15 protein-coding genes and 4 tRNA genes are annotated in these 20,134 nt (G+C 37.1%); 7 read left to right on the top strand and 12 right to left on the bottom strand.

Annotation, left to right across the window (positions count from 1 at the left end; all coding sequences use genetic code 11):
* Positions 1-4 precede the first annotated feature (4 nt).
* The 5 genes from AACV01_RS14410 to AACV01_RS14390 all read right to left on the bottom strand — a co-directional run bounded on the left by AACV01_RS14410 (position 5) and on the right by AACV01_RS14390 (position 2,903).
* Positions 5-517, bottom strand: a complete 513-nt coding sequence (locus AACV01_RS14410; RefSeq protein WP_012368090.1) for a phage gateway protein — start codon at positions 515-517, stop codon at positions 5-7.
* A 36-nt stretch (positions 518-553) separates the two neighbouring features.
* Positions 554-1,003, bottom strand: coding sequence for a lysis system i-spanin subunit Rz (locus AACV01_RS14405; protein WP_012368091.1), 450 nt, complete (start codon positions 1,001-1,003; stop codon positions 554-556).
* Complete coding sequence (locus AACV01_RS14400) at positions 1,000-1,404, bottom strand: hypothetical protein (protein ID WP_012368092.1); 405 nt, start codon at positions 1,402-1,404, stop codon at positions 1,000-1,002. The genes AACV01_RS14405 and AACV01_RS14400 overlap by 4 nt, the downstream gene beginning before the upstream one ends.
* 2 nt (positions 1,405-1,406) lie before the next feature.
* Entirely contained in the window at positions 1,407-1,706 is a 300-nt protein-coding gene (locus AACV01_RS14395; protein WP_004248367.1) for a phage holin, lambda family, read from the bottom strand.
* Positions 1,707-2,087: 381 nt separating this feature from the next.
* Positions 2,088-2,903, bottom strand: coding sequence for an antitermination protein Q (locus tag AACV01_RS14390; RefSeq protein WP_012368093.1), 816 nt, complete (start codon positions 2,901-2,903; stop codon positions 2,088-2,090).
* Positions 2,904-3,148: 245 nt separating this feature from the next.
* Between AACV01_RS14390 and AACV01_RS14385 the strand changes: the two genes are divergently transcribed.
* Entirely contained in the window at positions 3,149-3,886 is a 738-nt protein-coding gene (locus AACV01_RS14385) for a LexA family transcriptional regulator (protein WP_004248370.1), read from the top strand.
* 99 nt (positions 3,887-3,985) lie between these two features.
* On the opposite strand, the gene trpS is transcribed toward AACV01_RS14385, so the two are convergent.
* The 5 genes from trpS to AACV01_RS14360 all read right to left on the bottom strand — a co-directional run bounded on the left by trpS (position 3,986) and on the right by AACV01_RS14360 (position 5,910).
* A complete protein-coding gene (gene trpS / locus AACV01_RS14380) occupies positions 3,986-5,005 on the bottom strand; it encodes a tryptophan--tRNA ligase (RefSeq protein WP_012368094.1) in 1,020 nt (339 codons plus the stop codon).
* 316 nt (positions 5,006-5,321) lie between these two features.
* Positions 5,322-5,397, bottom strand: a tRNA-Thr gene (locus AACV01_RS14375).
* Positions 5,398-5,403: 6 nt separating this feature from the next.
* A tRNA-Ser gene (locus tag AACV01_RS14370) sits at positions 5,404-5,491 on the bottom strand.
* Positions 5,492-5,740: 249 nt separating this feature from the next.
* Positions 5,741-5,816 (bottom strand) — tRNA-Thr (locus AACV01_RS14365).
* A gap of 6 nt (positions 5,817-5,822) precedes the next feature.
* Positions 5,823-5,910 (bottom strand) — tRNA-Ser (locus AACV01_RS14360).
* A gap of 204 nt (positions 5,911-6,114) precedes the next feature.
* Between AACV01_RS14360 and AACV01_RS14355 the strand changes: the two genes are divergently transcribed.
* The 3 genes from AACV01_RS14355 to rcsB are packed head-to-tail and all read left to right on the top strand — an operon-like array spanning position 6,115 to position 9,483.
* Complete coding sequence (locus AACV01_RS14355) at positions 6,115-6,612, top strand: hypothetical protein (RefSeq protein WP_237585036.1); 498 nt, start codon at positions 6,115-6,117, stop codon at positions 6,610-6,612.
* Positions 6,557-8,809: a phosphotransferase RcsD gene (rcsD, locus tag AACV01_RS14350; RefSeq protein WP_237585035.1), complete on the top strand. Its 2,253-nt coding sequence runs from the start codon at positions 6,557-6,559 to the stop codon at positions 8,807-8,809. Before AACV01_RS14355 ends, rcsD begins: the two co-directional genes overlap by 56 nt.
* Positions 8,810-8,826: 17 nt before the next feature.
* Entirely contained in the window at positions 8,827-9,483 is a 657-nt protein-coding gene (rcsB, locus tag AACV01_RS14345) for a response regulator transcription factor RcsB (RefSeq protein ID WP_004243646.1), read from the top strand.
* 247 nt (positions 9,484-9,730) lie between these two features.
* Here rcsB and rcsC read toward each other — a convergent pair whose 3' ends face one another.
* Both rcsC and gyrA read right to left on the bottom strand, forming a co-directional pair.
* On the bottom strand, positions 9,731-12,559 hold the full coding sequence (rcsC, locus tag AACV01_RS14340; RefSeq protein ID WP_071587361.1) for a two-component system sensor histidine kinase RcsC: 2,829 nt from the start codon (positions 12,557-12,559) through the stop codon (positions 9,731-9,733).
* Positions 12,560-12,759: 200 nt separating this feature from the next.
* On the bottom strand, positions 12,760-15,393 hold the full coding sequence (gene gyrA, locus AACV01_RS14335; RefSeq protein WP_004248375.1) for a DNA topoisomerase (ATP-hydrolyzing) subunit A: 2,634 nt from the start codon (positions 15,391-15,393) through the stop codon (positions 12,760-12,762).
* Positions 15,394-15,577: 184 nt separating this feature from the next.
* On the opposite strand from gyrA, the gene ubiG reads away from it, so the two are divergent.
* From ubiG to nrdB, 3 genes are all read left to right on the top strand, one after another.
* Positions 15,578-16,315 carry a bifunctional 2-polyprenyl-6-hydroxyphenol methylase/3-demethylubiquinol 3-O-methyltransferase UbiG gene (ubiG, locus tag AACV01_RS14330; RefSeq protein ID WP_004243650.1) on the top strand — a complete coding sequence of 246 codons (738 nt, stop codon included), beginning with the start codon at positions 15,578-15,580 and terminating at the stop codon, positions 16,313-16,315.
* Between the two features lie 361 nt (positions 16,316-16,676).
* A complete protein-coding gene (gene nrdA / locus AACV01_RS14325; RefSeq protein WP_161683136.1) occupies positions 16,677-18,968 on the top strand; it encodes a class 1a ribonucleoside-diphosphate reductase subunit alpha in 2,292 nt (763 codons plus the stop codon).
* A gap of 11 nt (positions 18,969-18,979) precedes the next feature.
* On the top strand, positions 18,980-20,110 hold the full coding sequence (gene nrdB, locus AACV01_RS14320; protein ID WP_004248376.1) for a class Ia ribonucleoside-diphosphate reductase subunit beta: 1,131 nt from the start codon (positions 18,980-18,982) through the stop codon (positions 20,108-20,110).
* The last annotated feature ends 24 nt before the right edge of the window (positions 20,111-20,134 follow it).

The following is a 20,134-nucleotide window of genomic DNA, read 5'->3' as shown; positions in this document are numbered from 1 at the left end:
ATCCTTAAATACGAGATAGATTAGATATAAGTAAATGTGTAGCTGCAGTGTTTAGAGATAATGAGCAGGGAAAAGTGACATTAAAATCAAATGAAGGATTATGTTCATAGCTATTTCCTTCATTAATTATTGGCGCACGCCTAATTTCTGTCGCACGTTGTATTCCTATTCCTTTTTTTCTCATTGATTCAATAAAAGGCAGCGAATGAATGATCATTCGCGTTGTTCTAATTAAATCACCTGCAGTAAAATCAGATTGTTTTTTTGTAAAGCTCTGAACTTGATAAGTTAACTCAACAAGTTGTTGTTCAGTGTGATTGGCATTATTACCTTGAACATCATAACTTCTTTTCTGCCAACCTTGGCTCACCTCCTTAATAGGAAAAAACATAATAATATTATTATCAGTGATTTCTTCCGGTTGATATCCTGTAATAACTTCAGCATTGATATCTGTTTTTATTAATTGTTTTATTAATTGCTCTCGAATAGCTTTATTAATATCATTATCATTCATTTCATCTCCTTTATTTTACACTCCTTTTTAATCACTTTAATTAATACACTCTTGGCGAATATAATCTTGTAGACCTAAGATGATGGACTCTGACTGAGCAATTCTTTCTCTGAGTATCCAATAATTTCGGATAGCGGCGTCAGTAGGTCTGGCGCGGGTTGCATCATCCACGCGGGGGGTGGAATTGGCGTCGTTTGTTGCACAACTGGCTCTGATGTACACCCGCTCAGGATCACGCTCAGCATAACTACGCAACCGGTCAATTTCGCTCTTGGCACTGGCTAACTCCTGTAAACGTTGAGTATCCATTTGATATAATTGCTTTATTCTTAATTGATAGTTTTTGTTTTCTACAATCTGTTGCGTCAGTGTTTCATTAATTTTCACATATTTTTGTTTTAATATTTTATTTCTATCAATAACCCAAAAAAGTCCAGCAATTAAACATAACATAATGATTATTATGATTTTTGTAAGATTGTTCATAATAACAACCAAGCATCTTCAAATACTTTTTTTGCATAGGGTTGATAACCCAGTTCAATATTAATAATGGCTATAGATAAAGATATACAAACATTTTTTATTTGGGTATCAATAGGTTTATTACTTTCAATCCCTATTTCTTTTGATACGCGCTCAATATAACCTAATGTATTATTCTCATTAGGTGGTGCATAGCGATAAATAATAGTTTTAATTGTATTTAAACCATATTTTTTTTGATAGGTTTGAATTAATTTATAAATTGCTCTGATGCCATATTCTGGTGAAATAAATTGACAAAAATCTTTATCTGTTTGCGTGCTTGCTAATCCTTGCCATTTTGCACCATGGCGTATATTACCTGGGTTATTATTACGTTCACCCCGCGCTATTTTAGCCATTTTTAACTCCTATTTTTCCTTATAAGAAGTTTGCTTACAGGTTCAATGCCTACATAGCCAATAAAGACACTGGCTAAGTAAGCAAATTGATGATTAATACTAAATAAAAGGAGAATATCTTTGATAAACCAAGCAAACATTGCACACATCAGTCCATCTAAAAAAGTTTTTTTCCATCCTCCTGCGTTATATAAACTTCGAAGAATAGCCATTCCGCCAGCGAGTAAGGCTGATATACCTTGCTCTTTCATTGAATAAAGAACAATGCATATTTGTTCCCATAGATCTGGATTTTCTTTCATTATTTCTTATGGCTTACCTCCAATCAGAGGAAATGTCATTAATAATATATTCATTCTTCATATCTAATTTTAATCACAACGCTAATATGAATATATTGACGATTTTATTTATCTAATAAATGTAGATAAAAGCGTAGTATAAAAAATGCCATAACATAAACCTATTGGCAGTGAGATCGATTAACTCGCCAAGCTTATATAATGGTCAGTGTGATAGTGATAAATATTGAAAACAAAAAAGCCCCACTTCAAAAGTGAGGCTTCTTAGATTTTGCTGAGAGCTTGTTAGATACAAATCTCTCACTGTGGAGTTATAGTATGCTTATTTTTCCTTTAAGTCAACAATATTTTTTCATAAAAATAAATAAAAATAGAAAATTATTATTTTATAGTAACTTCTTGTAGAAATTTATCTGATAAAGACTCTTCTTTAAAGCATTCCGCCACTAAAAAATCAAATAGCGGTTTATAATGACTATAAGCAGCCGTTTTTGAAATACTCACCACATGTTGCAATTGTTGTAAGACTTCGCTGAATTTAAGGCGAGGATAACCGCGTCCAGCACATTGGCGACAAGGTTTAAATACGGCAACTCCTTGTAATTCAGTCTGTTTTTTATCAATAATTTTTCCACGTCCATGGCAACGGCATGCTAAACGAATTTCCGCTTTACCTTTGCATGTAGGGCAAATAACGCGTGTTACTTCCCTTACCTCTCGAAAAGAAGGTTTATTTGATGAGGTTGTTTTTAGATGAGGTTTGGCATTTTGAGTAACCTGCCGGGTTGTTTTTCGACCATGGCATTTGGTGGTAAAAACTTCAACTTCGATAAAGCCATCATCACAATCAGGACATGCTCTCTTGCTGGCTGCACTTCTGGCATAATCCTGAAAAGCATATTCAGCGATAATATGTAAAACTTTAGCTTTATCATGTTCAGCTAACTTATCAATCATCTTATATTGGTTAACTTGAGTTAATGCACATTGATACAGGCTTTCTATCGCTTCTTCGGGACGGTTAATGTGGTGTTTCGCTAAAAATAGCTCTATTCCCATTCGCCCTTTACGTGTCGCTAAGCTTATTGAAGCCATTACATCCGTAATGGATAATGAATCAACAGCTTTAGGCGTTCTAACATCACTTAATACAACACTTTTTGGAGAAAAATACTTAGGTAAGTCAGCTAATCTCATACAATATTCCCTTTGATTTACTGTCACGACTTATTTGCTTATCCATATCCCACAACAAGTTAGGGGCACTTACATGCCTGCTTAAATCACCATTAGCGTATTGATGCACTCAATGCTATTTTATACTCAACCTATCCGTTATGGTTAATTTAGTTAATAAATCATGTTTAACATACTTTTATTAACTGTTAGTTAATGCTAGTATGTAACTAAAGTCACGTCAAGATAGAAAAGGAAATTAACTAGTGGTTAAAAATGACTATAAGTTAGCATTCACAAAAAGACTACAAGAAGCCTGCCTAGACTCCGGGATTGCGGGTAGAGGGTTAGGTAAAAGAATTACAGAGGCATTGGCTAAACAAGGAATAAAAGTCAGTGCGCCCGCGGTCTGGAAATGGTTAAATGGTGAATCCGTTCCTGACTCAACAAATATTTTAGCCTTAAGTCAGTGGCTCGATGTTCGAGCTGAATGGTTAGAATATGGCAGAGGCGCCAAGAAAAATGATGGCATTTCAGTTAATGAAATAATGCCTGTTAATGATTGGGATAATAGTACTCCTATAGAGCGAGATGAAGTGGAGATCCCATTTTATTCAACAATTGAATTGGCCGCAGGTTTTGGCAGTTGTACCACTGATAATCAAAAGGTGGAATTATTGAGATTCTCTCGTTCTACATTTAATCAATATGGTGTACAGCCAAGTGATGCTGTTGCTTTTAAAGTGCATGGCGATAGTATGTCACCAGTTATTCCTGACAGCTCTATTGTAACCATCAGTACAGGGCATACTAAGATTATTGATGGTGGTATTTACGCTATTCAGCAAGGTGACTTGTTAAGAGTTAAAATCTTGCACCGCCTACCCAATAATAAAATCATTATTCGTAGCTATAATACGATTGATTATCCTGATGAAGAATCAACCTTAGAAGAAGTAAAAATCTTAGGGCGTGTTTTTAATTGGTCGGTGATGGGCTGGTGATCGCTTTAGGAAAAGTGAATGAAAAAGTGAATAGTGCTAACACTAGGCTTACTGATATTCACCGTTAAGCCTAATGTTAGCTTTTTTAAATACAATAGCTCACAAGATCAATAATCCTAGACCACGTTTTACTTCATCAAGCTTTTGTTGAGTCACTTCTTTCGCTTTATCACTCCCTTCTTTGATCACTTGTAATAAATAAGCTTTATCATTAATAAGTTGCGCTCTTTTTTCACGTATTGGTTGCAGAAGCTCTTGTAAGATATCATTAAGCATAGCTTTGCATTTCATATCACCAAGTCCTCCTCTTTGGTAATGAGCCTTCATTGCTGTCACCATGGCTTTATCTTGGCAAAAAGCATCTAAATAGGTGAACACCACATTACCTTCAATATGACCTGGTGATGCAACATCAATATGTTGCGGATCGGTATACATCGAATAAACCGCTTTTTTAATTTCATCGGCTGTGGATGATAAATTAATCGTATTACCTAAGGATTTAGACATTTTCCCACTACCATCTGTACCAGGTAAACGACCGACTTGCCCTACCACGACCTTACAGCTTGTCAATACTGGTTGTCCTATTAAGCTATTTATTTTGGTGACGATTTCATTGGTTTGCTCAATCATAGGTAATTGATCTTCGCCTGCGGGCACAATATCTGCACTAAATGCAGTAATATCCGCCGCTTGACTGACAGGATAGGTTAAAAATCCCGCCGGCAATGAACGAGAAAGATTTTTTTGCAAAATCTCATGTTTTACTGTTGGATTACGCTCTAAGCGAGATACTGTGACAATATTTAAATACAGCATAGTCAGTTCTGATAAAGCTGGTAGTGCGGATTGTAAGCATAATGTGGAAAGTTTCGGATCAATACCAACAGCTAAATAATCAGCCACCACATCAAAAAGAAATTTACTGACCTTTTCAGGTGTTGAGCCATTATCGGTTAACCCTTGCATATCAGCCATTAAGATATATTGTGTCGCTTTCTTCTGAAATTCGACACGTTGCTGAAGAGAGCCAATATAATGACCAAGATGTAAAGGTCCAGTGATCCGATCCCCTGTTAAAACTATCGATTTATTTTCAGTGAGATATTTGTTCATTGCATTTCCTTAGTTGGGATAAATACCGCCAGAGAAATGCCATAAACAACATCACCGCGCTCTGGCGGCAATAGTGTTATTTATATAAATAAAAGATAAATAGGACTAGGTGCCGCTTAAATAAAGCGCCACCAATTTTGAATTGATCTTAATGAGCGAGGTCTTGTATTCACAATCTTTCCTTATTAACTTATTTAGTTGTATAGCAGTTTTATCTATAAGTCAATCAAGGAAAATTATCCTAAGATCATCATTATCCCAACAAGTGGAGATAAGAAAAAACCCGTTACCTCTTACGAGATAACGGGTTCTTATATGGTGCCGGCTACCGGAGTCGAACTGGTGACCTACTGATTACAAGTCAGTTGCTCTACCAACTGAGCTAAGCCGGCGAATTCTGGCGGAAGGATAGAGATTCGAACTCTAGGATGGTTTCCCATCGGCGGTTTTCAAGACCGCTGCCTTCAGCCACTCGGCCATCCTTCCATGGCGCGCAATTATGCCTATCTCTGAGCTTGCTGTCTAGTCCTGATGATAAAAAAAATGTTTTTTTTATTTGTTTGCTTAAACTTCAGTCGAATTTTGCCTAAAAAACGATAACTTATTAATTTAGTGGTTAAATTTTGTGAGTTTTTTGCTTTGTGATAATGGTGCTTTACAGATAAAAGCGATGATAAAGGCGAGAAAAAGATAAGAAAAAACCCGCTATCTCTTACGAGATAACGGGCTCTTATATGGTGCCGGCTACCGGAGTCGAACTGGTGACCTACTGATTACAAGTCAGTTGCTCTACCAACTGAGCTAAGCCGGCGAATTCTGGCGGAAGGATAGAGATTCGAACTCTAGGATGGTTTCCCATCGGCGGTTTTCAAGACCGCTGCCTTCAGCCACTCGGCCATCCTTCCATAGCGCGAAATTATGCCTATCTCTGAGCTTGCTGTCTAGCATTCAGCGTAAAAAAAATGACTTTTTTTGTTTATTTGCTCAAACTTCACCCGAATATCCCTTTTAAAGTAATAACCTGTTAATATAATGACTTAATACTGATGGTTGTTTAGCCAATTTTTTCTTTTTTTATTGACTTCATTTCTTAAAGGCTCGCAAACTGAATGCGCACACTGACCCAATTAAAGCCAAATACATTAACTCGCTTATATGCTCTGTTTCTTCTGTTTATGGCCATATCCCTTTTTCTATATGCTTATAGCTATTTTGATACTTGGCTAGAAAGTAAAAAAAATGCCATTAACAACACGACTAATAAGTTTGCATCTCAAGTTGAAGATTACCGCTATCACGCTAACCAACTATTCCAGTTATCAAACAAAATTAATGATCCAACCCTCTTTCTGCCTTTAAAAATCAATCCGGTCAAACTACGCTCTGATGTTTATTGGCTTGAAGGACGCGATCAAACCGTTGACGCTATTGTTTTTGGTAAATCGAATGAACAAACCTTTCAGTTAGCCGGTTATTTTGCAAACGCGTTAGAAATTATTTGGGGGGTACGTAATAACTATAGCTCTCTCTATTACCTTAATGGTAAAGGCAATGATCTTATCCTTAATTACTACCCACTCAATACTAAAACCAGAATTGCGCTATAAAGAAAGCTATTTAACACTAACCGCTGAAAACAAACGTTCTGAGCTATTAATGCAATCAACGGCATTAGATGAAAAAGAGAGCCTTTCTCCCATTAGGAAAATGCCGACAGAAAATATTTATTACTATACCTACCGCACCATGTTTAATGTGCCAGGGCAACTGACCAGTGTTATTGCCTTTGATTTACCCATAAATAATTTTCTACCTGCTGAGCTATCACCTCAATATTTAAGATTATTACCCACAGGACAGCAGAGTGTTTATGATAAAAACAATATTGAGGTATCAACGGATGGGACTTCACTCATCTTCTCACAGCCCATCGCAGGAATACCCTACTCTTTATCTTATGAGTATCCACTAAAATCGATTTTCAATGAGATTGTGTATAAAAATATCTGGTTACTTATCAGCCTACTCATTTTTATCTCGATTTCAGTGTTTGGCCATATCTATATTCGTAATAAATATGTATTCCCTTATATTTCGATGACGCGTAATCTTCGCATCAAAGAAGAGATGACTAACGATATCATTTCTAATCTTCCGATTGGTCTATTGGTGTATAATTTTTCATCAAACCACAAAATTATTAGTAATAGCCACGCAGAGAAACTATTACCTCATATCGATTTATCTAAGATCCGCCAGATGGCGATTGAACATAATGGTTTAATCCAAACGGCCATTGATAACGAAATTTATGAGATCCGCACCAGTAGCAACAGCAATATCGATAATACTGCTCTATTCATTTTTCTGAATAAAGACAACGAAGCATTAATCAATAAGAAATTACAGCTAGCACAACAAGAATATGAAAAAAATACGATTGCACGCCGCAAGATCTTATCCAATATGTCGTTAGAACTCATACGACCAATTAAAGATATTAATGAGATGGTATATCAATTTAAAGATCTACTTCCTAACGATACTCACCAACAATTACTGAGTCTGCTATTAGAAAAAACGAATTATATTTCTGAGTGGATAGAAAACATTACGCTAATTAATAAGTTAGAAAATCAAGAATGGAAAATACATCAAGATGAATTTGAACTTTCAACGCTAGTTGAATCTATTCTAATAACCGCATCACCATTTATGATAAGAAAGGGATTAACACTTTATTTCCATAATAATATTAAACCTAGTTTACTTTTATTTAATGATGGCCCAGCATTAAGTAAGATTATTTTATCATTGATTAATTATGCCATTAGTACGACTAATTATGGAAAAATAACCGTCAATCTAAATTTAGAAAAAAATAATGATAAAGAAGAAATAGTAATTGATATTATTGATAGTGGCAGTGGGTTAACAGCTCAAGATCTGGCTAATATTAAATATCCATTTTTAGGTCAAGCTATGGGTGATAAATATTATTCCAACTCGGGTATTATTTTTTATTTATGTCATTTGTTGTGTAACAAAATACAAGGCACTTTGACCATTACAAGCCAAGAAAGTATTGGCTCTCATTTCCGTATCGTACTTCCATACCAGCATATAGATACAGAAGAGCGCTCTTTTGACATATTATTAGAGGGTATAACTGCAAAACTCGCCATAAAAAACCCTGAAATAGAAAAAATAATCTGCCAACAGCTTGATAAATATGGCGCTACATACTTTGATAAAAATAAAGAGAATCTTTACTCAGAATACGATATCATACTTAGAGACACTCCGGATAATAATCCTGAATCAGCAACAGTATTATTAGTTAGCTCTATTACCGGATTTGAAAAAATAGCAAGAAATTTAATAAAGTGTAACTATAACTTCGGTGATCCATTAATTGAGGCTATTACTTATTTGATTGAAGAAAATGAACAACTTTCTCTCGAAACAACTCAAACGAGTATTCGTAATGAGAATAATAACCTTGATCATCACGAAGTAATTCTTAATAATTATAGGAAGAAGTTGAATGATAGTGATTATAAGGAACTATTTATCAATACTGTTCCCATTGATGTTGAAAAACTACACTTAGAAGCAACTAATAAAGACTTTCATTCTCTAGCTCAGACAGCTCATCGTCTGAAAGGGGTTTTTGCTATGTTAGATTTAGAATATCTCAGAGAGAACTGCGAATATTTAGAAGATGACATAAAAAATCATAATGAATTAGAGATAAAAGAACGTATCAATCAACTGGATAAATGGATCCGACAGTTGCTGTAGCAAGGTAACAATTAAACATGAATAACCTTAATATTATTATTGCCGATGATCATCCAATTGTTTTATTCGGCATTCGTAAATCTTTAGAACAAATTGAATGGGTTAATGTTGTTGGTGAATTTGAAGATTCCACTTCACTTATCAATAACTTATCTAAATTAAATGCAGATGCTCTTATCACCGACCTATCTATGCCTGGTGATAAATATGGTGATGGTATTACGTTGATAAAGTACATCAAAAGACATTATCCTAATTTGTCTATTATTGTACTCACTATGAACAATAACCCAGCTATCTTAAGTGCTGTTCTTGACCTTGAAATCGAAGGTATTGTATTAAAACAAGGTGCACCTGCTGATCTACCTAAAGCACTTGCAGCATTGCAAAAAGGCAAGAAATTTATGCCTGAAAGCGTGGCTAAGCTGTTAGAAAAAGTGAATGCCAATGGTTATGGTGATAAACGCTTATCTCCCAAAGAAAGTGAAGTGTTGCGCTTATTTGCCGAAGGTTTCCTTGTCACTGAGATTGCTAAAAAACTCAATCGTAGTATCAAGACTATCAGTAGTCAGAAAAAATCAGCCATGATGAAGCTCGGTGTCGACAATGATATCGCTCTGCTTAACTACCTATCATCAGTCACTATTGATAAGGAAATTAACGGAGAAAGCTAACCCGTTAACTTTTCTTCTCTATGCTGTATAGATAAAATCAGGAAGCTCATACCCATTGTGGGAGCTTCTCTGCTTTTTTATTACTTTTTATCCGCCATCACATCGTTGGCAACAAAAAAATGTTTTCCTCTCTTCCCCTATCATCCTGAGCCGGCAACCTAGCAACAATATTTATCACTGTAATATCGAAATTTTTCAATCAAATCTACCATGAAAAAACCTCGCTTTTCCGAGATTAACCGCTGGATTATGCCACATAGGTGAGTAATACGTCTTTTAATACAGTAAGAGAGACTGGCTTGGAAACACAATCATTCATTCCCGCATCAATACAACGTTGTTTTTCTTCGGCAATCGCATTTGCTGTAACGCCAATAATAGGAATAGTGCTACTCAATTCACGCACTGTTGTCGCTAATTGATAGCCATTCATATTTGGCATATTGACATCGGTTAAAATAATATCGACATGATTTTCTTGCATAAAGGCTAAAGCATCACAGCCATCTTCTGCCGTTGCGGTATTAAAACCAATTTTTTTCAGTTGATCGGTCAACAATAAACGATTGATAGGGTGATCATCAACAATGAGCACCGTCAATAATTGTAGATCGTGATCTGTCATTAACGCGTTATTTTCTGAGTCATCAGACTCTAATTTTGTTTGTGGTAATTGTAGGATAATCTTAATTAATTCATTTAATTTATATGTACTACATAACCAATTATTCTCAGAGATTTTCTTTGCTGGCTCAAAATAGTGTTCATAAATACGGATAAATTGGCAAGAGTTATCTAAACATTCATCATGATCGGTGATAATAAAATCATTCTCAGAGACCTGAGTCACTTCCGTGAATAATTGACAATGTAAGCCCACATAACTTAAATATCGTTCAACAAAGCTTTCTAGATAAAGATTTTTAATACTGATAAAGCAGCGAATAGTACTCTCTTTATAGAGATTATATTTGGTTTGTCCATCACTCGAATTTAGTGCGCCATATAAAGGGATCCGCACAGTAAAACGGCTACCTACATTTTCTTGAGAAACAACACTGATATCACCATCCATCAAGTTAATCAGTTTTTCACAAATCGCTAATCCTAATCCTGTACCTTCTGAAGCACTTTCTGTATTTTGCGAGACCTGAAAGAAGGGTTCAAAAAGCTGATGAAGCATTTTTTCATTTATCCCTCTGCCGGTATCATGAATATCGAAATAGAGATAATATTCATCTCGATACAGGTGCAAAGTAATACATCCTGTCGTAGTAAATTTAATACTATTATTTAGTAGATTAGAGATAACTTGTTGGACACGAACCGGATCGTTATTAACGATTTTAGGTACATCCGGCTCAATAAAGCAGTAAATAGCTAAATCTTTTTTAGCAATTAACGGCAAATAGTTAGAGATAACAAAAGAGACAACTTGGCGACAATTGAATGGCTTAACGTCAATTTTTAATTGTTTCGATTCTATCTTCGAGAAATCGAGGATATCGCTGATAATTTTGAGTAGCAGCGATGAAGAGTTATCCATTGTTTTTAATAATCTGGCAGTCTCTTCATTTTGCGTCAATGATTGTAATAATTCTAAGTTACCAATAATGCCATACAGTGGTGTACGCAATTCATGGCTGACTGTCGCTAAGAACATTGATTTAGCTTGGTTTGCTTGTTCTGCGGCCGTTGCCATATTTTGTAGAGAGCGTTCCATTTTAACACGAGCGCTGATATCTACTAATACGCAAATCGCCACATCTTCATTCTGATAACGTGAATTCACAAAACTAATTTGCAAATGATTATGATTATTAGTGACTACATCCACTATATTGCTACTTTTTTCAGCAATAATAGAGAGAATATTTTGTTTATCACTATGACTTAATAAGCGAAAATAATTATGGGCGAGCTCATTACTTAAAATAATCATGCCATCGCGTATTCTTAAGATACTTATTCCTACTGGGGCTGACGCGACTATTTTATGATTAAACTGCTCATGCTCCTCTAAGCGTGAAGCATTATTTTCTGCAGGTGAAAATATTTTTCGCTCAAAAATCCAAACGAAAATAAAGATAACAATCGCCGAAATGATATTTAAAATAATGGCATTAAAAATAGTAAACTTAAATTCATTTAAAATTTGTTTTAATGGTAGTGAATAAACCACACTAAAAGAAGAAGGAAGTAGCTTACGTTTTGCAACTAAGTCACTAAAATCATCATCAAAGCCAAAGTAAGGAGCGCTAACATCCGGTACATCCCTTACACTGCGATAATTATTCTCTTCAGGATAACTTAAGACTGGATTATTTTTATTGTTTAAAAGATGAATAGAGATAACGCGATCTTTCGTAGGTGAAAAATACTCCAATCGGATCGCCCTTTCGATACCAATGAGTGCAATAAATTTCCCTGACGCATAAACTGGCGACATGACATAGAGGATACCGCTATCCCCCTTGGCATCAGGTACTATCCAGTATTGATTACTCTCTTTCCCTTGAGCTCGTTGATTAATGTAATTACGTGTATTTTCATAAACCATTTTTTTCAACAGTTCAGTATCAATAGGTGATGCACGCAATGGGAAATTAATCATACACATACTATGAGAGCCAACCATAAATACTTGGTTGATACCTTGTAAAGCAGGGGTATTATCTTTCCAGTAATATAGAATACTATTAAATGATCGAAAATAATTGTTTGTTTGCCCTTTGAATAATTCACAATCGGCACTTTCACTTAATTTATGAAGTGAAAAAGGCCCTTCATAAAAAAAAGAATTATTCATCTTAGGGTTTAAATTAAGTTGCTCTTGATGCCGCTCTGCTAAATATTGCAAATCGCGGATAGTACTCGAGGTTTGGCGAAAGAAGCCCAATAAATCGGTATAGTTATTACTATATTCTTGTCGGATATCTGATTTAGTATCATTAAAGATGTTGATGAGATAAAACATGGTTAATAATGCGCCCATTGCCCACAACATGATACCCAGTGCACGAAAAAGGTAGCGGGAAATTTTTAATGACGTTTTAAATGACGAAAGATATCGCAAATAACCACCCTAATCGGTAATACAGATAATCAACTTTCTCATTCTAACAGAAGTTACTCTAGGTCTGAATGAGATGATCTTTATCATCAGGATAATTTTTTCTGATGACTGATAAAATTTATTGACTAATAAATGCTTATAATATAAAAAAGCAGGCATTCCGCCTGCTTTTTTTTCTTTAAGTTACTGAAAAATAGCTATTATTCTTCTTCACTATCCGCATCATCTGTTGGTTCAGACTCTGGAACATCAGAGATATTGTCGCTGATCATTTCATCAACTTCATCATCATCTAACGCATCATCTTCATCTTCAACACGTTGTAAGCCAACGACTAGCTCGTCTTCTGTAGTACGGATCAAGGTAACACCTTGTGTATTACGTCCCACAATGCTGACTTCTGATACTCGGGTACGCACTAACGTTCCGGCATTGGTGATCATCATAATCTGGTCAGTTTCTTCAACTTGAATAGCGCCTACCACTTTACCATTACGCTCACTCACTTTAATCGAGATAACGCCTTGTGTTGCACGGTTTTTGGTTGGGTATTCACTTTGAACGGTACGTTTACCATAACCGTTTTCAGTCACTGTTAAGATATCACCTTCGCCACGAGGAATAATCAGTGAAACCACTTTATCATCATCAACCAGTTTCATACCACGAACACCTGTCGCAGTACGACCCATTGGGCGAACACACTCTTCTGCGAAACGAACCACTTTACCATCTGCTGAGAACAGCATGGCTTCATTACTACCGTCGGTTAAATCAACACCGATAAGCTCATCGCCATCATTTAAATTAACCGCGATAATACCAGCACTACGAGGACGACTGAAGTCTTGTAATGGTGTCTTTTTAACCGTACCGCTCGCCGTTGCCATAAAGACAAATTTACCTTCTTCATACTCTCTTACTGGAAGAATAGCGGTGATCCGCTCATCTTGCTCTAGAGGTAATAAATTGATAATTGGGCGACCACGAGCACCGCGGCTCGCTTCTGGTAACTGATAAACTTTCATCCAGTACAGGCGACCACGACTTGAGAAACACAAAATAGTATCGTGTGTATTAGCCACCAGTAGGCGATCGATAAAGTCTTCTTCTTTGATCCTTGCGGCTGACTTACCTTTTCCTCCACGACGTTGCGCTTCATAATCAGTCAATGGCTGATATTTAACGTAACCTTGGTGAGATAGTGTCACAACCACATTTTCTTCATTAATCAGATCTTCGATATTAATATCAGCGGTATTTTCAGTGATTTCAGTACGACGAGGATCGTTATATTGTGTTTTAATTGCTGTTAGCTCTTCACGAATAACGTCCATTAAACGCTCAGGGCTTCTCAAAATATGCAATAACTCAGCAATTTGTAGCAGTAATTCACGATATTCATCTAGCAGTTTTTCATGCTCAAGTCCGGTCAGTTTCTGCAACCGCAAATCTAAAATGGCTTGTGCTTGTTGTTCTGTTAGATAGTATTTACCGTCATGCACACCAAATTGTGGCTCTAACCACTCAGGGCGAGCAACATTGCTATCACCAGCACGCTCTAACATCGCAGACACGCTACCGAGATCCCAAGGTTGGGCAATTAATGCCGCTTTCGCTTCTGCTGGGGTTGGTGCTTGACGAATTAATTCAATCACAGGATCGATATTGGCCAAAGCGACCGCAAGTGCTTCTAAGATATGAGCACGATCACGCGCTTTACGTAATTCAAAAATGGTACGACGAGTCACCACTTCACGACGATGGCGAATAAAGGCTGCGATAATTTCTTTTAGGTTCAATAATTTTGGTTGGCCTTGATGAAGCGCAACCATATTAATACCAAAAGAGACTTGCATTTGAGTTTGTGAAAAGAGGTGATTTAATACTACTTCACCGACTGCATCACGTTTGATCTCAACAACAATACGCATACCGTCTTTATCAGACTCGTCACGTAATCCGCTGATACCTTCAATACGTTTATCTTTTACAAGCTCCGCAATTTTTTCAATTAAACGGGCTTTATTCACCTGATAAGGAATTTCTGTCACGATAATGGTTTCGCGACCCGTTTTCTCATCAGTTTCAATATCAGCCTGAGCACGGATATAAATCTTTCCACGCCCTGTACGATAAGCATCTAATATTCCTCTGCGACCATTAATAATCGCAGCAGTCGGAAAATCAGGCCCGGTAATATATTCCATTAATTCTTCTATGGTGATGTCTTCATTATCAACATAGGCAAGACAACCGTCGATAACTTCACCGAGGTTATGCGGAGGGATATTCGTTGCCATCCCAACGGCAATACCTGAAGAGCCATTAACTAACAAGTTTGGAATACGGGTTGGCATAACAGCCGGTATATTTTCTGTTCCATCATAGTTAGGAACAAAGTCGACCGTCTCTTTTTCCAAATCCGCCAGCAGTTCATGGGCGATCTTCGCCATACGAACTTCGGTATAACGCATAGCCGCCGCGGAGTCACCATCAACTGACCCGAAGTTACCCTGACCGTCAACCAACATGTAGCGCATAGAAAAAGGCTGTGCTAAACGAACAATCGTTTCATAGACAGCACTGTCACCGTGCGGGTGATATTTACCGATTACATCCCCAACAACACGGGCTGATTTTTTATAAGGTTTATTCCAATCGTTTCCCAGTACATTCATCGCAAATAGCACTCGGCGGTGTACTGGCTTCAGTCCGTCTCGAACATCGGGTAATGCGCGTCCTACAATAACGGACATCGCATAATCCAAATATGAGCTTTTCAGCTCTTCTTCGATATTAACTGGTGTGATTTCTCTGGCAATGTCGCTCATGGAGCCACTGTCCCTCATACTACGGATTCAAAGGTGTAGAACTATACCACAAATCGCCAATTTTAGGAAAACTGAAACAATGAAATTAATCACTCTTTCGCGATTCTCTTCGATTTAGCTTCGATTTCGCTCTCTAACATTGGTAGAATCATCGGTAATATGAAAATAGGAGTAATACTTTCTGATGAATGATAAAACAACCTCTTTGCATGCTAACGTAGATCAGCATGAAATCGACAAATTTGAGAGTGTCGCATCAAGATGGTGGGATCTTGAAGGTGAATTTAAACCCCTACATCGCATCAATCCACTAAGACTTAATTATATCCAAGAACGTGCTGATGGCTTATTTGGTAAAAAAGTACTCGATGTTGGATGTGGTGGCGGTATTTTATCTGAAAGTATGGCCCGTGTTGGTGCAGAAGTAACCGGACTCGATATGGGGAAAGAGCCATTAGAAGTCGCACGTCTCCACTCACTGGAAACCGGTATTCCTGTCACCTATATACAAGATACCGTTGAAAACCATGCCGCAGAATATCCACAACGCTATGATGTGGTCACTTGTATGGAAATGTTAGAACACGTTCCAGACCCTTCCTCCATTGTAAGATCATGTGCCAAACTGGTGAAACCAGGTGGACATGTATTCTTTTCTACCATCAACCGTAATAAAAAAGCGTGGTTTATGCTGGTGGTAGGCGCGGAGTATATTCTGAATATGGTTCCTAAAGGCACCCATGATGCGAATAAATTTATTCGTCCCTCAGAGTTATTAAGCTGGGTCGATGAAACCAATTTACGTAGCAAAAATATGATTGGGTTACATTACAATCCTATTACAGACAAATTCCGATTAGCGCCAAATGTTGATGTTAATTACATGGTGCACACTCAAGCGACCGATAATTCGGATTTGTGAAATAGAGAGATTGATTTGGTTTAATAAAACATCAAACGATCACATTTTTAAAAATTGACTTTGCCTCTTTTTAGCGTCGTTTTAAGTTTCTGACTGCCTGTATTTATGCAGGGTACAGGCAGTTGTTAAAAAAATTATCCCCTATTTATCCACAGAAACATTCAGATTTGTACACTTGATCAATCCCTCAATTACCATTATCTTGTTATCACCATTTGAACAAACCCCTATATATTGTGTTTCCTTAAATTTCACACCACAAGACTCCTTGGCAATGTTTGTCATCGGGAGCGCTTTTTTGCGGTATAAAATTTCAGGTTGCCCATTTATAGGTCATTAAAGCCAGAAAGGTGCATCGCTCATGAATCACAGCCTGCTCGTCACAAAACGTGATGGTCATAAAGAACGCATTGACTTAGACAAAATTCACCGTGTTATTACTTGGGCCGCTGAAGGTCTAGAAAATGTCTCTGTTTCTCAAGTTGAGTTACGTTCTCAGATTCAGTTTTATGATGGTATCAAAACTGCCGATATCCATGAAACACTGGTTAAAGCTGCTGCAGACTTAATATCTGGTGAAACACCTGATTATCAGTATCTTGCTGCTCGTCTTGCTGTCTTTAATTTACGTAAAAAAGCCTATGGTCAATTTGAGCCACCGGCATTGTATGATCACGTTAAACATTTAGTTGAACTCGGTAAATATGACCGTCATCTTCTTGAAGATTACACCAAAGAAGAGTTCGAACAGATGGATAAGTTTATTGTTCATCAACGTGATATGAATTTCTCTTATGCAGCAGTGAAACAGCTAGAAGGTAAATATTTTGTTCAAAACCGTATTACCGGTGATATTTACGAAAGTGCACAATTTCTCTATGTGTTAGTTGCCGCTTGCCTATTTTCGCGTTATCCAAAAGAGACGCGTATGGATTATATTGAGCGCTTTTATAACGCGGTATCCACATTTAAAATCTCACTCCCAACACCTATTATGGCGGGTGTAAGAACTCCGACACGTCAATTTAGCTCCTGTGTTCTGATTGAGTGTGATGATAGCCTTGATTCTATCAATGCGACCTCAAGTGCTATTGTTAAATATGTATCTCAACGTGCAGGTATTGGAATTAATGCCGGTCGTATTCGTGCATTAGGTAGTGCTATTCGTAATGGTGAAGCATTCCACACGGGTTGTATCCCATTCTATAAGCACTTCCAAACGGCGGTAAAATCTTGTTCACAAGGTGGGGTACGTGGTGGTGCAGCAACGCTATTTTATCCTTTATGGCATTTAGAAGTTGAAAGCCTACTGGTATTAAAAAATAACCGTGGTGTTGAAGATAACCGTGTACGCCATCTCGATTATGGTGTGCAGTTAAACAAATTAATGTATGAACGTTTAATCAAAGGTCAGGATATTACATTATTTAGCCCGTCTGATGTGCCGGGCCTCTATGATGCATTCTTTGCTGATCAAGACGAATTTGAACGTTTATATGTACAATATGAGAAAGATAAGAGTATTCGCCAAAAACAAGTTAAAGCGGTTGAATTATTCTCACTCATGATGCAAGAGCGTGCCTCTACAGGTCGTATCTATATTCAAAATGTTGACCACTGTAATACACACAGTCCGTTTGATCCGGCGATTGCACCTATCCGTCAATCAAACTTATGTTTAGAAATAGCACTACCAACCAAACCATTAAATGATATTAAAGATCCAAATGGTGAAATTGCCCTATGTACACTTTCGGCCTTTAATCTTGGGGCGATTGAAAATCTAGACGATTTAGAAGAGCTAGCACGTTTAGCCGTTCGCGCGTTAGATGCTTTGTTAGATTACCAAGATTATCCAATTTTAGCAGCTAAACAAGGTGCTATGGGTCGTCGTACACTGGGTATTGGTGTGATCAACTTTGCTTATTATCTGGCTAAACACGGTGTTCGCTACTCAGATGGCAGTGCAAACAACTTAACACACCGTACCTTTGAAGCTATTCAATACTATTTATTAAAAGCATCAAATGAATTAGCAAAAGAGCAAGGGGCATGCCCATGGTTTAATGAAACCACCTATGCAGAAGGTATCTTACCTATTGATACTTATAAAAAATCATTAGATGTACTGACTAATGAACCTCTGCATTATGACTGGGAAAGCTTACGCAAAGAGATCAAACAATACGGTTTACGTAACTCAACGCTCTCAGCATTGATGCCATCAGAAACATCATCACAAATATCAAATGCAACCAATGGTATCGAGCCACCTCGTGGTTATATCAGTATTAAAGCTTCTAAAGATGGCATCTTACGTCAAGTGGTTCCAGAATATGAGCGCCTAAAAGGGGCTTATGAATTACTGTGGCAAATGCCAAGTATCGAAGGTTATTTGCAGTTAGTCGGTATTATGCAAAAGTTTGTCGACCAAGCGATTTCTGCCAACACTAACTACGATCCTACTCGTTTCCCTAGTGGTAAGGTTCCTATGAACCAGCTGCTAAAAGATTTGCTGCTCGCCTATAAATATGGTGTGAAAACACTCTATTATCACAATACCCGTGATGGTGCAGAAGATGTACAAGGTGATCTGGAAGAATTCGTTGAAACGGCAGATTCAGATTGTGAAGGCGGCGCGTGTAAAATTTAATTGAGGAAGCTATGTCTTATACCACTTTTTCACAAGTTAGAAATGATCAGCTTCAGGAGCCCATGTTTTTTGGGCAACCTGTTAACGTAGCGCGTTATGATCAGCAAAAGTACCCTATTTTTGAAAAACTAATTGAAAAGCAACTCTCTTTCTTCTGGCGTCCAGAAGAAGTTGATGTTTCTCGTGATCGTATTGACTACAATGCGCTTCCCGATCACGAAAAACACATTTTTATTAGTAATTTAAAATATCAAACTCTGCTTGATTCGATCCAAGGTAGAAGCCCTAACGTGGCATTTTTACCTTTAATTTCAATTCCAGAATTAGAAACTTGGGTAGAAACATGGTCGTTTTCTGAAACCATTCATTCACGCTCTTATACCCATATTATTCGTAATATCGTCAACGATCCGTCGGTTGTTTTTGATGATATTGTTGAAAATGAAGAGATTTTAAAACGTGCTCGTGATATCTCATCTTATTATGATGAGTTAATCAATTTAACTAACCTTTACCATATGTTTGGTGAAGGTACGCATCAAATAAAAGGTAAAACTGTTGAAGTGACTTTACGTAAGCTCAAAAAACAGCTTTACCTATGCTTAATGAGTGTTAATGCTTTAGAAGCGATTCGTTTCTATGTCAGCTTTGCCTGTTCATTTGCCTTTGCTGAGCGCGAACTGATGGAAGGTAACGCTAAAATCATTAAATTGATTGCCCGTGATGAAGCATTACACTTAACAGGCACACAGCATATGCTCAATTTACTGCGTTCAGGTCAAGATGATCCTGAAATGGCCGAAATTGCCGCAGAATGCGAACAAGAATGTTATGACCTATTTGTTGAAGCAGCAGAGCAAGAAAAAGAGTGGGCAGAATACCTATTCTCAGAAGGCTCTATGATCGGTTTAAATAAAGAGATCCTTTGCCAATATGTTGAATATATTACTAATATTCGTATGCAGGCAGTAGGACTTAAATTACCGTTTAAAGCACGTTCAAACCCTATTCCATGGATTAATGCTTGGTTAGTATCTGATAATGTGCAAGTTGCACCACAAGAAGTTGAAGTAAGCTCATATCTAGTAGGTCAAATCGACTCACAAGTAGATACTGATGATTTAAGTAACTTCGAACTGTAAAACAGAGAACTAGCGCTATACATT

Origin of the sequence: Proteus sp. G2609, from assembly GCF_963896135.1 — a bacterium.
In the GTDB taxonomy this organism is placed as follows: domain Bacteria; phylum Pseudomonadota; class Gammaproteobacteria; order Enterobacterales; family Enterobacteriaceae; genus Proteus; species Proteus mirabilis.
The sequence above is the reverse complement of the archived record's forward strand: the minus strand, read 5'-3'. Positions and strand labels throughout refer to the sequence as shown.

Bases quoted from the DNA above. Each gene is read 5' to 3' on its own strand.
- AACV01_RS14410 (WP_012368090.1), bottom strand. From the start codon at position 517: ATGAATGATAATGATATTAATAAAGCTATTCGAGAGCAATTAATAAAA.
- AACV01_RS14405 (WP_012368091.1), bottom strand. From the start codon at position 1,003: ATGAACAATCTTACAAAAATCATAATAATCATTATGTTATGTTTAATT.
- AACV01_RS14400 (WP_012368092.1), bottom strand. From the start codon at position 1,404: ATGGCTAAAATAGCGCGGGGTGAACGTAATAATAACCCAGGTAATATA.
- AACV01_RS14395 (WP_004248367.1), bottom strand. From the start codon at position 1,706: ATGAAAGAAAATCCAGATCTATGGGAACAAATATGCATTGTTCTTTAT.
- AACV01_RS14390 (WP_012368093.1), bottom strand. From the start codon at position 2,903: ATGAGATTAGCTGACTTACCTAAGTATTTTTCTCCAAAAAGTGTTGTA.
- trpS (WP_012368094.1), bottom strand. From the start codon at position 5,005: ATGAACAAATATCTCACTGAAAATAAATCGATAGTTTTAACAGGGGAT.
- AACV01_RS14355 (WP_237585036.1), top strand. From the start codon at position 6,115: ATGCGCACACTGACCCAATTAAAGCCAAATACATTAACTCGCTTATAT.
- rcsD (WP_237585035.1), top strand. From the start codon at position 6,557: ATGATCTTATCCTTAATTACTACCCACTCAATACTAAAACCAGAATTG.
- rcsB (WP_004243646.1), top strand. From the start codon at position 8,827: ATGAATAACCTTAATATTATTATTGCCGATGATCATCCAATTGTTTTA.
- gyrA (WP_004248375.1), bottom strand. From the start codon at position 15,393: ATGAGCGACATTGCCAGAGAAATCACACCAGTTAATATCGAAGAAGAG.
- ubiG (WP_004243650.1), top strand. From the start codon at position 15,578: ATGAATGATAAAACAACCTCTTTGCATGCTAACGTAGATCAGCATGAA.
- nrdA (WP_161683136.1), top strand. From the start codon at position 16,677: ATGAATCACAGCCTGCTCGTCACAAAACGTGATGGTCATAAAGAACGC.
- nrdB (WP_004248376.1), top strand. From the start codon at position 18,980: ATGTCTTATACCACTTTTTCACAAGTTAGAAATGATCAGCTTCAGGAG.